This is a genomic window from Cellulophaga baltica, from assembly GCF_018861125.1.
GTDB lineage: Bacteria > Bacteroidota > Bacteroidia > Flavobacteriales > Flavobacteriaceae > Cellulophaga > Cellulophaga baltica_A.
This window is the reverse complement of the sequence record NZ_JAHKQN010000029.1, coordinates 258,805-273,304: the sequence shown is the minus strand read 5'-3', so window position 1 is coordinate 273,304 and position 14,500 is coordinate 258,805. Positions and strand designations below refer to the sequence as shown.

At 31.7% G+C, this 14,500-nt stretch carries 12 protein-coding genes, 1 tRNA gene and 1 pseudogene; 10 read left to right on the top strand and 4 right to left on the bottom strand.

Annotation, left to right across the window (positions count from 1 at the left end):
- A pseudogene (locus tag KO500_RS15360) lies at window positions 1-404 on the bottom strand (transposase); the annotation flags it as partial.
- A 293-nt stretch (window positions 405-697) separates the two neighbouring features.
- On the opposite strand from KO500_RS15360, the gene KO500_RS15355 reads away from it, so the two are divergent.
- From KO500_RS15355 to KO500_RS17415, 7 genes are all read left to right on the top strand, one after another.
- A complete protein-coding gene (locus KO500_RS15355; protein ID WP_215957443.1) occupies window positions 698-1,468 on the top strand; it encodes an AraC family transcriptional regulator in 771 nt (256 codons plus the stop codon).
- A 71-nt stretch (window positions 1,469-1,539) separates the two neighbouring features.
- Window positions 1,540-3,006, top strand: a complete 1,467-nt coding sequence (locus KO500_RS15350) for a S41 family peptidase (RefSeq protein ID WP_215957442.1) — start codon at window positions 1,540-1,542, stop codon at window positions 3,004-3,006.
- Window positions 3,007-3,419: 413 nt separating this feature from the next.
- Complete coding sequence (locus KO500_RS15345; RefSeq protein ID WP_215957441.1) at window positions 3,420-3,983, top strand: helix-turn-helix domain-containing protein; 564 nt, start codon at window positions 3,420-3,422, stop codon at window positions 3,981-3,983.
- A gap of 304 nt (window positions 3,984-4,287) precedes the next feature.
- Window positions 4,288-5,190 carry an energy transducer TonB gene (locus KO500_RS15340; protein ID WP_215957440.1) on the top strand — a complete coding sequence of 301 codons (903 nt, stop codon included), beginning with the start codon at window positions 4,288-4,290 and terminating at the stop codon, window positions 5,188-5,190.
- Window positions 5,191-5,415: 225 nt separating this feature from the next.
- Window positions 5,416-5,976 (top strand): helix-turn-helix domain-containing protein, encoded by a 561-nt coding sequence (locus KO500_RS15335; RefSeq protein ID WP_215957439.1) that lies wholly within the window; start codon window positions 5,416-5,418, stop codon window positions 5,974-5,976.
- Between the two features lie 210 nt (window positions 5,977-6,186).
- Window positions 6,187-6,855 (top strand): DUF2254 family protein, encoded by a 669-nt coding sequence (locus tag KO500_RS17420; RefSeq protein WP_252732542.1) that lies wholly within the window; start codon window positions 6,187-6,189, stop codon window positions 6,853-6,855.
- Entirely contained in the window at window positions 6,812-7,438 is a 627-nt protein-coding gene (locus KO500_RS17415) for a DUF2254 family protein (protein ID WP_252732540.1), read from the top strand. Before KO500_RS17420 ends, KO500_RS17415 begins: the two co-directional genes overlap by 44 nt.
- 43 nt (window positions 7,439-7,481) lie before the next feature.
- On the opposite strand, the gene KO500_RS15325 is transcribed toward KO500_RS17415, so the two are convergent.
- A tRNA-Leu gene (locus tag KO500_RS15325) sits at window positions 7,482-7,562 on the bottom strand.
- Window positions 7,563-7,708: 146 nt separating this feature from the next.
- On the opposite strand from KO500_RS15325, the gene KO500_RS15320 reads away from it, so the two are divergent.
- The 3 genes from KO500_RS15320 to pth all read left to right on the top strand — a co-directional run bounded on the left by KO500_RS15320 (window position 7,709) and on the right by pth (window position 10,014).
- Window positions 7,709-8,650, top strand: a complete 942-nt coding sequence (locus KO500_RS15320) for a ribose-phosphate pyrophosphokinase (protein WP_215957438.1) — start codon at window positions 7,709-7,711, stop codon at window positions 8,648-8,650.
- A gap of 43 nt (window positions 8,651-8,693) precedes the next feature.
- Window positions 8,694-9,302 (top strand): 50S ribosomal protein L25/general stress protein Ctc, encoded by a 609-nt coding sequence (locus KO500_RS15315; RefSeq protein ID WP_215957437.1) that lies wholly within the window; start codon window positions 8,694-8,696, stop codon window positions 9,300-9,302.
- Window positions 9,303-9,384: 82 nt separating this feature from the next.
- Window positions 9,385-10,014 carry an aminoacyl-tRNA hydrolase gene (gene pth, locus KO500_RS15310; protein WP_215957436.1) on the top strand — a complete coding sequence of 210 codons (630 nt, stop codon included), beginning with the start codon at window positions 9,385-9,387 and terminating at the stop codon, window positions 10,012-10,014.
- Here the strand turns inward: pth and KO500_RS15305 are convergent.
- Together KO500_RS15305 and KO500_RS15300 are read right to left on the bottom strand one after the other, a co-directional pair.
- Window positions 10,011-10,691 (bottom strand): hypothetical protein, encoded by a 681-nt coding sequence (locus KO500_RS15305; RefSeq protein WP_215957435.1) that lies wholly within the window; start codon window positions 10,689-10,691, stop codon window positions 10,011-10,013. The two genes, pth and KO500_RS15305, sit on opposite strands and share 4 nt — an antisense overlap.
- The gene (locus KO500_RS15300) at window positions 10,688-14,461 is read right to left on the bottom strand and encodes a reprolysin-like metallopeptidase (protein WP_215957434.1); all 3,774 of its coding nucleotides are present in this window, start codon (window positions 14,459-14,461) and stop codon (window positions 10,688-10,690) included. The genes KO500_RS15305 and KO500_RS15300 overlap by 4 nt, the downstream gene beginning before the upstream one ends.
- Window positions 14,462-14,500: the final 39 nt, after the last annotated feature.

The following is a 14,500-nucleotide window of genomic DNA, read 5'->3' as shown; positions in this document are numbered from 1 at the left end:
GCTTTTATAGGCGCCGAATCTATAGCTTGTGTATGGCCACTTACCATTCCCTTGGCTATACAAAGCTCCAATACCGTAGTGAAAACACTTTCAAATACAGTCTCTGGATAAAGCTGACGCGTACGACTAATCGTACTATGCCATGGCAATTCATCTTCTAGATCATAATCAATAAAAAATAAAATATCTAATCGCATTGAACAATGGGCAATAAGCTTACGGTCACTGATAATATTCTCTAAATAACCTACCAAACACAATTTAAAAAACACTACGGAATCTATACTCTTTTGACCACTAGACCCGTAGAAGGATTTGGTCATCGGGTAAAGAAAATCTAAATCTATCGTTTCTTTTAAGCGTCTATAAAAATTGCCCAAGGGAACGCGTTCGCTTAATAAAAAAGTAGTAGAACTCTAAAAGTCTTAATTCTATGAAACGATATCAATTAATTTGTATCTAGCCGAACCTCCTAATCTCTTAAAAATATACTATCTTCAAACTAAGAAACAAACATACGAGCCGTGACCGTTAGGCAACATTCCCCACATCAGAATCCGATTAATTCCTCAAGCTAACGAGAGAAAAAGATTCTAAAAGACGGAAAAAATTGATAAATTTGAAAAAACATAATTAACTGAATTTCAACAACAAAATTTGACATTAGTCGAGATTAAAAACAACTGTAGAATCAAGAATGCCATTCCATAAATTAGAATACATATCTATAGAAAACCAGACTAACGAATTTCCGAAACATTTCCACGAAACATTTTGTATTTCGCTCATACATAAAGGAACAGAACAAATTGATTTTGATAAACATAGTCTCTTTAGTGAAGCTGGTATTATTTCAATTACTAACCCTTATGAAGTGCATTCAAACCCATTAATTGATAAAACTTTGTGTTTAAAATTTGATACTATTTACGTTCCAAATGAACTTATGAAAAAAGCCCTAAACGGAAAAAACATAAAGTTCACCAATGGAAACAGAAAAATAAAAAGTAAAAAAACAACCCGCTTGTTTTTAGCTTTAAAAGACGCTTTAGATGCAACTGATATAGAAACTATTGATAGTCACTTTCATCAATTAGCGAAAGCTCTTGAAAAATTTTCGGATGAGAGTACAACGGACTATTCATATATTGATTTTAAAAACTTTGCTAACATAAACAACTATATAGAGAATCATATTCAAGAAAAATTTCACTTAGAAGAACTGTCTAAAATGGCACATATTAATAAATATGGTTTTTCAAAAAAGTTCAAAACATATACGGGAATGACGCCAATGAATTATATACTTATGCGAAAAGTATTTTCGAGTAAAAAGATTATAAAAAACACTACAAACCTTACTGATTTAGCCTACCTATATAATTTTACAGACTTAGCCCACTATTCTAAAACCTTTAAACGTTTTATAGGCACTTCACCAAAAGACTATAAAAACAGCCTGCTTTAAAATTGTCAACATTATACAAGTAAGTAAGGTTCTGGCAGTATTACATTTGTAAAAAAACACATAATTTTACAATGCATACAATTACCAAACTTAGCATTTTTATACTTTTAACACTTGCAATTTCTTGTAATTTAGAACCTAAAAAGAGTGTAATTATTGAGGAAAATAGACTTTCAGAAAAAGAAATGCTTGACGATTATCAGTTGTTTAAAAATATCTTTAAACAAGCCAATGCAGGACTATATAAATACCATACAAAACAAGTAATAGATAGTGTTTTTGAAGCAAACAAAAGGCTTATAAACGACAAACTATCATACCGAGAATATTATACTGTATTATGGAATGTAATCGATTATACAGGAAGCTGCCATAATGAATTGTACTTTCCAGACTCATTAAAACAACGATTAAATAAAGAGCAAATATTTTTTCCAATTCCGTTAAAATATTTGGGGGATAAAATATATACTAAGTACAAATTTGAAACTATTCCTAAGGGAAGTGAAATTATAGCTATAAATAATATACCGAGTAAAAAACTAGCTTCATTATTAGCAAATTACACGAGTACTGATGGTCATAACAAAACAGGAAAATACTCATTTATAGAAACTGGCAGACTAGCAAGCTATATGTACTTAATTTTTGGAAAACAACAACATTTTGAAATTGTCTACAAAGGTAAAAATTCATCTAGTATAAAAGAACAAATTACAGCAGTTGATTATACTACTTTCTTAAATAATTTCAAGAAAAAGAAAACTAAAATAGAACAAGAATATAGTTTTAAATATATAGACTCTATAAAATCAGGATACTTAAAAATAAAAACCTTCGGTATGGGTGGCTCAGATTCTGAAGGTCATAAAAAGTATGCTAAATTTCTAGATTCAGTTTTTATTCAATTAAAAAGAAATAAAACTAATAACCTAATTGTCGATGTTCGAAATAATGGTGGTGGAAATGACCCAAACGACATACTTCTGTATTCATACTTAACAAAAAGAAATTTTAAAGAGAATACATCTGCCTACACTATTTTTCAAGACATCCCTTTTAAAGAATATTACATTGATGATGATATAGATGAATTACCGATAAGTTTAAAAGAAGAACATTCGATATTTAAAGATGGAAAATACTACCAAAACAATAATTTTAATAAAGTTTGGAATCCAAATAAAAATGCATTTAACGGCACCATTTATTTATTAGTAGACCCTTTTGTTGCCTCTGCAGGCTCATTATTTGCTAGTTTAGTTAAAAGTGATGAAAAGAACTTTGTAATTGGTGAAGAAACAGCTGGTGGATATTATGGACACACAGGTCATATTCCTGTACATTACAAATTGCCAAACTCAAAATTAATACTACAATTCTCAATTGTAGATTTAGAACAGGACGTAAAAGAATTACCTGATGAAAATTATGGTGACGGTATCAAACCAGACTTCAATGTAATTCAATCGTACTCAGATTTTATGAACAAGAAAGACACACAACTAAACTTTACCATTAATTTGATTAAAAAGTAAAACTTTGCCTAACAAATAACTGAGGTAAAAAACAACTCTTTTCTCAATTAAATTTAGATACTATTATTCTAGGCTCATAAATTTAAAAACTGGTTCTTTGAGCTTTTTTATTGTATTAAATTTCTTTTGTTCTTTCTGATTTATAACTAAATTTAATAGAAATCAAACTTAAGATGTATATAAAAAATAGGCGAAACATTTATAAAATCAAGGATTTTTGTTCGTTTAAAACTTTGTACTTAACTGAAAATTTTGTGCTTCGTAATCGCCTACTTTTCATATACTAAACGTTAGAAAAAAACTAAACGAAATCAACATATTGACAAGAATGTCGTAAAAATGTCGCAAACAAACCGTTATCAAATGGACAGATTCATAATTAGTTTTGCAGGAACAATAAACCAAAATTAATTATGAACGAAATTGGAAAAAAAATTAGAGAAATAAGAAAGCAAAAAGGACTTTCTCAAGAGGAGTTGGCTGAATCTGCAAAAGTGAATTTAAGAACAATTCAGAGGATTGAAAAAAATGAAAGTGAACCTCGTGGAAAAACCTTGAATTTAATTTGTGAGGTTCTGAACATTAATGCGGAAGATATTTTAGATTATGGAAAACGAACAGATAAAAGCTATCTAACAATTTTTCATCTTTCTGTAATCGTTTTTTTAGCTATTCCTGTTGGGAATATAATTGTTCCTCTGATTTTATGGATGAATAAAAAAGATAAAATTGTTGGACTAAAAGATATCGGAGCAAATCTTTTGAATTATCAAATCTTATGGTCGATTATAACATTTTTATGCATAACTGGATTCGCATTTTCGAAAATTATGCATTACGGTTATTATCCTATTCTTTTTTATGTTTTTATCGGACTTTATGCTTTGAACATAATATTACCAATAATTTTTGCAATTAAAACGAGTAAAGGAAAAACAGAAAATTTATATCCGAATATAATTAAACTGATAAAATAACTGGTGGCAACAAGTGCTATAAAAAACATAGGGCATTTGTGTTAACTCCAAAGCTCCAAAGACTATCAAATCTTCATCTCGACGTTTCAGGAGGCTTTTAAAATAAAAACACACAAATACCTAGTATCAACATTATATATAAAACACCTTCAATAAAAGCTAAACCAAATGTTTACTTTTATTTTTAGACTAAATAATTTTTGATATCTAATATGCATTAAAAGCCAGCAAATACGTGTTGGCAGTTACATTTGTCTTAAATAATACCAATATTTGTACTGTTAACTATACAATAAAGACCATTATGAAATTTAATTTAAAAATAGCTTATAATACATTTTTTACTACCTTGTTATTTACCTTTACAGTAAGTGCACAATATTATCAAACTAATGGAGATGGTATGGAAATAACTTCTTACAGACCGTTTGAAGAAGTTACAGATTATGCCAATTTTATTGAATGCACTGCAACCAGCCCAGGAACCAAAAACGCTTGTTTTACAAGTAAATTACAGGAGTTTTTTAATGAGAACTTAAAGATGCCTAAAGACTCTATTTCTCAAAATTTTAATGGAAAAGTATATTTTAATTTTTTTACAGATCCTAAAGGAGAGCTAGAATCTTCGGAGATTTATAGTAGGCCAGAAACTAAATTTATTGAAAAAAAAATAGGCCTGGTTTTAAAAAAACTCCCAAAATTAAAAGTGGTTCAATTAAAAAATACGGCTGTTAGCACTGGTTATGTCTTATATGCTAAATTTACCCCAGAAAAAAACATTAGGTTAAAGGTAATAGACATTAAGGTAAGTAAAGAAAATTTAAAAGAAGAAGAAAAAAAAGAAGCAGGTGAAGGTGATGTTAGCTTTCAAATAGTAGAAGATGCACCCATATTTCCTGGCTGTGAAGATATGGCTAAAAGCACTTGGAGATCTTGTTTTCAAAACAAATTAAACAAACACATTGTTAAAAATTTTAATTATCCAGAAGAAGCCAAAGAATTAGGAATAGAGGGTAGAATAAACATTATGTTTGTAATTGATAAAGATGGATCTGTAAAAAACATAAGAACCAGAGGACCACACCCTTTATTTGAATTGGAAGGCCGAAGAATTTTTGCAAAACTTCCTCGTATGATTCCTGGCAAAGTAAAAGGAAAGCCTGTTAGAGTACCTTTTAGTATACCTATAACATTTAAAAGTTATTAATTACGAAATGTATTAGGGATATTTACATCTATATTTCTTAGATTGAAATTAAACATTAGTTTAAGATAAAATCGACTATATATGGAGTGAAGTTTAAAGGAGTTAATATAGAAAAACTTTACGGCATTTAATGACAAAGCAAATGTCATATAAAAATCATAGGAAAACCGCTATCAAACTTTAACCGAATTACTACTTTTAGATTTAAATAAAAGTATCAAACAAATGAATTGGATAGCAAAGAAAATAAGTGAAACCCGAAAAATAAAAAGACTTACTCAAGAGGAATTGGCTGAAAAAGCAAAAATAAACTTGAGAACAATTCAACGGATTGAAAACTCGGAAAGTGAACCAAGAGGTAAAACCTTAAATTTGATTTGCGAAGTCCTGGAGATTGACTCAAAAGAATTGATTTTAACAGAAAGTTCTATTCGGGAAAAAAATATTGGAACTAAAATAATTAATGGACTTTTTCTCATAGCTCTGAATATGGTCTTAATGGGAATTATCGGATTTCTTACATTAGACTCAAACGCAAATATGAATAGTGTATTTGGAGGATATTTATTAAGTATATTCCTCCCGTTTTTCATAGTTGTAATGACAAAGAAAATGAGCAGAATGGAAAGAATACTAAAATTCGGATTTGGTTATATTGCTTACTTTATTTTAATTTTAGTAAAATACGGATTCCCAACTGGATTTGTAACGGGTTTATTTCCTTGTCTTTTAATAAGTTTATCTGTTTTATATTTTGGAAATGAACTAAACAAAAACAGAGAATAAAAACCGTTATATAACAAATAACTGTGGTGAAAAAAAACTTTTTTATTCTTTCCGATTTATAACAAAATGAATAAAAATTAAACTTAAGGGTTACTGAAAAAAAACTACTCATTTTGGTTAAATTTAGATATAATATAGTAAGCTTAAACTTTGGTTTAAGCTTTTTTTATACTAATTTTTGTGTACCTTCAAAAAACAACATTCAACTAAATGAGAAAAAAAATTATAATTTATTCTAACCGCATTAGAGAACAATTATGGTTTAGACCATTTATGTTTTGTTTATTTTCTGTAGTAGGAGCACTACTAGCTCATCAAGCAAACGGAACTAGCATTAATGATAAAGTCCCTAACATTGATATAGAATCTATTAAAGGTCTTTTAGACACTATATCGTCTAGTATGTTAGTTATTTCAATATTTGCAGTAACATCAATGCTATCAGCATTTTCATCAGCAAGTAATACCGCAACTCCGCGTTCTTTTAAAATTGTAATAACTGATGATGTTTCACAAAATGCGCTTTCCGTTTTTATTGGAGCATTTATTTTCAGTATTGTGGCTACCATAGCACTTGATAACGGGTATTATGATAAAGCAGGTAAATTTATTCTGTTTGTATTTACGATATTACTTTTTACAGCAGTAATTCTCATTTTTCTAAGGTGGGTAAACAGAATTTCAAAATTAGGCCGTTTAGAGCATACTATAAGTCAAGTGGAGGCAGTTGCATTTCGGTCATTATCACAACACATAAAAAACCCTTATTTAAAAGCACTTCCTCATAAAAAAAGTATTAAATACCAGAAAACCGTTTACGCTAATAGCGTAGGTTATGTTCAAAAATTTAAACTTAAACACTTTACAAGTATTAGCTGAAAATAAAGATTTACATATTAAACTTAATTGTTTGCCCGGCAAATATGTACATAAGAATTTTGCTATAGCTAATTTTAAGGCTGATAAAAATATTGATTTTGATGAAATTGAGAAGAGCATCAACAAAGCTATAACTATTGGACACACGAGGCTATTTGACGAAGACCCTAGATTTGGTTTAATTTCATTAACTGAAATTGCAAGTAGAGCTCTCTCACCAGGTATAAATGACCCAGGAACAGCAATACAAATTATAGGTAGCCACGAAAGATTATTTTTTCTATGGCAAAAAGAGATTGAGAGTGATCGTAAACCAGAAGTAACTTTTAACCGTATAGAGGTACCACAAATAGCAATAGAAGATTTTTTTGATGATGCATTTAGGCCAATTGCAAGAGATGGCGCTGATAATATTGAGGTATTACTTAGGTTACAAAAAGCATTTAAATCAATAGCAAGTATTGAAAATACAAGTCTAAAAGAAAATGCATTAAAAAACTCTAAAGAAGCCTATCATAGAGCTGAAAAAGCTATTACGTTCACAAAAGATTTAGAATTATTAAAGAAAGAATGTTTGTTTTAAAAAATGAAAAACCTCTAAAATCTATTGATTTTAGAGGTTAAAGTACTCGAGGTGGGAATCGAACCCACACTCCAAAGGAACTGGATTTTGAATCCAGCGCGTCTACCAATTCCGCCACTCGAGCATTAAAAGGAGTGCAAAACTATAAAATATTTTCCTTTTTTAATCAAAAAATAACAGATTTATCCTTTAGCAAGACAAAAAAAATTCTAAATTTGCAGCTTCTAAGCGATCAAGGAGCTTAACAAACTATAAAACAACAAATTAACAATGGTCTATCAAGTCCCTGAGCCTAAAATTTTTGCATGTACACAAAGTGCTGTGTTAGCTGAAAAGATTGCAAAGTCTTTTGGTTCAGAATTAGGTAAAGTTATTTTTTCAAGATATAGTGATGGTGAGTTTCAACCTTCATTTGAAGAATCGGTTAGAGGAAGACGTGTTTTTATCATTGGGTCAACAAACCCAAGTTCTGAAAACCTAATGGAAATGTTATTAATGTTAGATGCTGCAAAACGAGCATCAGCAAGACACATTACCGCTGTTATGCCTTACTTTGGTTGGGCTAGACAAGATAGAAAAGATAAACCACGAGTTCCTATTGCTGCAAAATTAGTTGCAAAAATGCTTGAAGAAGCTGGAGCGACTCGTATTATCACAATGGATTTGCATGCAGATCAAATTCAAGGTTTCTTTGAAAAGCCTGTTGATCATTTATTTGCATCAACATTGTTTTTACCATATTTAAAAAGTTTAAACCTTGACAATTTAACTATTGCATCTCCTGATATGGGTGGTTCAAAAAGAGCCTACGCCTATTCAAAAGCATTATCTTCTGATGTAGTTATTTGCTACAAACAAAGAGAAAAAGCCAATATTATCTCACATATGGAGTTAATAGGTGATGTCCAAGGCAAAAACGTAGTTCTTGTTGATGATATGGTAGATACTGCCGGAACATTAACAAAAGCAGCTGACCTGATGATAGAACGTGGTGCAATAAGTGTACGCGCCATTACAACACACGGTTTGTTATCTGGTGATGCGTATGAAAAAATAGAAAATTCTAAGTTAGATGAACTAATCATTACAGATTCTATTCCGACTAGAAAAGATAGTAAAAAAGTAAGAGTTTTAAGTTGTGCTGATTTGTTTTCTGACGTTATGGAAAGAGTTCACACAAACACATCAATAAGCTCTAAATTTTTAATGTAGTGCAAACTACACCAAATAAGTATATTAATAATTAATACATATAATGAAGTCAATTACAATTTTAGGATCTAAAAGAGAAAGCGTAGGCAAAAAAGCAACAAAAGCCTTACGTAATGCTGGAAAGGTTCCTTGCGTACTGTACGGAGGGGAAAAACCATTACACTTTTCAGCGGATGAACCAGCGTTCAAAAACTTAGTGTATACCCCAAACGCTCATACTGCAGTAATTGAGCTTGAAGGTAGTGAAAAATTTGATGCTGTTTTACAAGACATCCAATTTCACCCAGTTACTGATAAAATCTTACACATAGATTTCTACCAGTTATTTGCTGACAAAGAAGTAACAATGGATATTCCTGTACGTTTAGTAGGTAACTCTCCAGGTGTAAAAAATGGTGGTCGTTTATTATTCAGATTAAGAAAATTAACTATCAAAGCTTTACCAGCTGATTTACCTGATTTCTTTGATGTTGATATTTCAGCTCTTAAAATTGGAAGAAACATTGCTGTAGGTACATTACTTAAAGAAGAGTACACAATCTTACACCCAGAAAACACAACTGTTGTTCAAGTTAAATCATCTCGTAACGTTGTTGCTGATGATGATGAAGAAGGTGAAGAAGGTGAAGCTACAGCAGAAGCTGCAGAATAAATTTCTCACAAGTATAAAACAAAGCATCCCTACATTTATGTTGGGATGCTTTTGTATTTTTACACCATAGTAAATCACAATAATGTTTGGTTTTTTAAAGTCCATTTTTAGCAGTAATAAAAATTATTTACAAGAGGTTGATTCCATGAAAAAATACTTAGTTATAGGATTAGGAAATATTGGTCCGGAATACGCACAAACAAGACACAACATAGGTTTTAAAATTTTAGATGCACTCGCTAATAAAGAAGATTTAAGCTTCAATACAGTAAAACTTGGTGATGTAACTACATACAAAGTTAAAGGCAGAAGTGTGCTATTACTAAAACCATCTACATATATGAATTTAAGTGGTAAAGCTGTTCAATATTGGATGCAAAAAGAAAACATACCTGTAGAGAATATTTTAGTAATTACTGATGATATAAATTTAGATTTTGGTACCATTCGTGTAAAAACAAAAGGTAGCAATGGCGGCCACAATGGTTTAAAAGACATTCAACAGGTATTAAACAGCACCAATTACAACCGTTTTAGATTTGGTGTCGGTGCCGATTTTGGCAAAGGCCGACAAGTTGATTACGTATTAGGCAAATGGACTGATGAAGAAAGAGATGCTCTTAAAGAACGACTAGCTCAATCTACTGAAGTAATTAAATCTTTTGTTCTAGCAGGCGTTGAAAGAACTATGAATACGTACAACGGTAGTTAATACACCCTAAAACTATATACACCCGAAGAGGAAGTATTGCCCGCTTCATCAATACTTTTAATTTTCCAGTAATAAATTGTACTTGATGCTACAGTAACATCTAATTCTTCTGTTGAAGCATCAAGTGTATCTATCAAAATAGTTGGCGGGTTGCTTGTAGAGAAATATACTTCATAACTATCAATATCTAAATCAACATCAGTGCCCTCCCAAATCAAAGTAACTTCATCATTACTATGTTTAAAAACAGATTCTCCTGAACTAGGTGATAATATATCCGCCGGAAAAGGTGCATATGACGTTTGAGCTCCTGCATTGTAAAATTTCCACTCCTCACTTGTGGCAGTTTCATCAACATCAGTATTTTTTGAAGTAACACTCCAGCTAAAAGGCATTCCTTTTTTAACTGGTAATTCCACAAAAGTTTCATTAGTACTTACAATTTGTGTGGAATTTGTCAACAAATTTTCAACAGTTAATTCATAACTATCCGTATGATCCGCTTCTTCCCATTCAAAAGTAATAATTCTAGTCGTTTGGTTGATGCTTTCACCCGTAGTACATTCTGAATTTTGTAATGGAAAAATCAAAAAAGTTGCATCAGGTGAATCGGGCTGATTGTTTTTTGAACAGCCGAACACTAATAAAATAGCACCTATGTATATTAACTTTCTCAATTTTTAATAAGTTTTAAAGTTTGTTTTAGATTATCACCAGTAAGCCTAATTACATATACTCCTTTTGGCAAACTATAGACTTCAAAATCTAAAGTTGAACTTGAATTTTCATAAGTAATCTCTTTTACCAAACTACCATTGGTTGAAAATATTTGCACCTTGCAATTATCATAAGTGATGCCAGTATAAATAGTCGTCTCATTCGTCGCAGGGTTTGGTGAGATATAAGGATCGTTTGCGATCAAAATAGTATCTTCATAAACTCCTTGACATGATAAATTTGTACTAACTTTTAATGTATTAAATCCATCTTTTAAATCTAGCGTAATTTGGTCACTTGCCACCTCAGTTGCAACACCATTTAATTCTATCGTATAAGTATCAGAACCAGATAGAAACAAATCAACTTGGTTGTCACTGGCCGAAATATCAGAAGTTACACTCAACTCATCTGGTTGCGTTACAATGGCATCAAGACAATATTCTTCATACGATATTGATCCATCAACACCTGTAATACAAATATAATAACTACCAGCTTCTAAATTTTCTAGCGAATAAAAACTAGTAAAACTGGCCACCATGTCAAGCCCCTCGCCAGTAATTGTAGCCGTATAGTTTAGTGATGTTGATGCTTCAATTCTAATTTCACCATCATTATTATTTATACAAGATTCACTATCTATTTCAACTGAAAAATTAGTAGAATCAAAACGATAAACAGCACAACCATTTGCATCTACTTCTTGACCTTCAGGAGTGTTTAAACATAAATCATCACCATCATCAAAAACGCCATCATTATCTTCATCAGGTCTAAACTCACCTTCTACGCACAATTCAATTTCAAAATTATTTAATGAACCACCATCTCCGTTAACATTATCTGAAATCTCAAGGATCCACTCTCCTTGTGAGGATTCTCCATTAAAAGAAGTTAGAGAACCCAAAGGTTTTACAGTCCCAGAAATTGCTGGGTTAGTTCCACAAGAATAACTTGAAGCGCTATTATCAAAAGTGGCATTTATATTTCGGGAACTACCACAAGAGTTAGACACTAAAATAACACTAGTACCTTCTGGCGAGGTTAGCTTTATAGTCAAATCTGACAAATAAGTATGTGTAATATCTAAAATTACATTGATATCCGAAACTGGCAAGTCTTCAACAAAAGTTACTGTTGACGTAATTGTTGATGTTCCTGATGATGAAATAGTCACTGGCACTAATGATGCTGCTGTTGTTTGGCAACTAATTGTTTGTGTTGTAAAACTATTTGCTGTACTAAAAGCACCTTCACCACAACCATTTTTAGGCTTCACATGCCAATAATATACAGTTTCAGAATCTAAGCCTGTAGTTGTATATGAATTTACAAGCACATTGGCCGTTTCAACAATATCAGTAAAACTTTCATCAGTAGCAATCTCCACATCGTACGAAGTACTCAATATTTCTTCATTCCACTCAAATGTTTGATAAAGACTGGCATCAACAAAATCATCTTCAGGGGAAGTCAAAACAACTTCTGAAAAACTTGTATTACTAATACGAACATCAATATCTACTTGTTGCGTAAAGCTGGTTGCTGTAGCAATTACGCTTATTGGATAAACGCCAGCGTCAACATCACCTGTTCCTGTAAAAGTAATTTCAATATCTGTTTCATCTTCAGTAGCAGTATCTTCTGAAAATGTTGCGACTAATCCATCAGGCAATCCTGTTACACTAAATGTAGCTGTTTCAGTAAAACCAGTATTTGTTTCGTATACAAAAGGAACAATGAGATCATCAGGTTGACAAACCTCATATTCTAAACTTGAAAAATTTAAAACGATATCTGAATTAGTTATGGTAAAATCTGAAGCATTCACTGCAAAGAAAATATTATCACTTGCCTTCACCATTAATCTTGCTTGCGTAGTTGCCTCCCCTGGAAGCAACACATCATAAGACCCATCATTAACTACATCATCAGCAATTAATTCAGAAAAAGTAACACCTCCATCATAAGACAAATAAATGTCTACTGTTTGAGCGTTAATTGTAGAATTGTTAGTATCTGCTACATCCCAAATTACTTCTTGTGTACTTCCGCCATCATAAGTAACCTCAGCATCTTGCGACAAAACACTAAATGGACCTGCGCTACTTAAAACATTCACCGCCATTTCATCAGACACTACTTGCCCACCTTCATCATTATTATCACGAACAGTTACAGCAAAATTCATTTCACGTTCTACATTAGAAACAGTTTCCCAGGCAGAATTTTCAGTAGGATTCGTTTGCGTTAAATTACCAGAGGTTACACTTGATAATTTTGGAAAATAACGACTAGTATTTGTTGTTGGTTCAAACGATCTAAAATTTGCACCACTAGGGTTATCGGGTCCAAATGTAGTATTGGTAACAATACCATCATCAATTTGCTCCCAAGTATAACTTAGAACATCATCAACATCTGAATCGGTAGCTTCAGCCTCTAGCACAAAAGCTGTTCCTATGGGAATAGTATAATTTACAAGATCTGTAAGTACTGGTGGATTATTGCTTAGCGAAATTACCTCAGCACATGATGTAGATTCTAAATTTTCAGAAATCTGCTTGATACTACTATAATGAAAATAGTCATCGGCATTTGTGGCTACATTGTTGCTACCTACAATACCAGCATAACTCATAATTGTAGAACCACTGGCAGGTTCAGTTTGCACTAGTGTACCTTCAGACTCAAAAGACCAGGTATGGTTTGCACCCAATTGATGTCCAATTTCGTGAGCAACAAAATCAATATCAAACAAGTCCCCTTCAGGATTTTGCCCTGAAGAATACGCACTACCCTTTTCTGAGTCTACACAAACGGAACCAATAAATCCTGCATCACCACCATCAAAATCAGCATGAAATAAATGTCCAATATCATAATTTGACGCACCAATTTCACTCGAAAATGTACTTTGTGCTTCTGTATTTAAACTTGTATCAAAAGGGTCTGTATCAGGGTCTGTATAAACAACTAAATCATTATCGGCAACAAGCTCTAAGGTCACTCCTAAATCAACCTCAAAAACCATATTAATTCTAGTTAATGTAGCATTAATTGCCGCTAAAGCATTTGCTACTGTACCACCATGATATTCGGTATATTCACCAGTAGCTGCGACAGCTATTCTAAATTTTCTTAAAACTTTATCACTAACCAATTTTGAACTTAGTGCAAGTGTTTTTACTGACACTACAGCTTCTTCAGTAGCACAAACAAAATCATTATCTAACACATCTGTAGCATCACGCGCATACAAAACATAATCACCATCTGCAGTTTTTTGCATAAAAGTAGCATCACCACCACTTTTATCAAGCATCATAGTCTGCACACCATCTTCCGAAACACTAAACCGAATTTTTTTAGCGGTATCGGTATCTGTTGACACACCTTTGTAAGATTTTATTTGTGGATATTTTTGTGCTAATTCAGGAGAAAAAACAGTCGCTTCCTCTATTTCAAAGGCATACATTTTACCTGTAGCATCAGGGAAATAGACTTTATTTATGGCTTGCTTTGAAGTAATTTTTGACAACTTTTGGCTAAAATCAGCCTCAGATAAATTATAAACTTTTGCTGTATGTACTTTAATATTTTTTAACGTATTTGATGTTTTTTGACTGTTTGAAGTATTCTCATGCCAATAATCATCTTGAGCCACCCCATAAAAGCATATAAAAAATATGGGAATTGTAAAAACTAAACGTAAGTTTGTTGCCATTAATACGTATTAAAAGATTATAAAAGTACGCTTTTTATT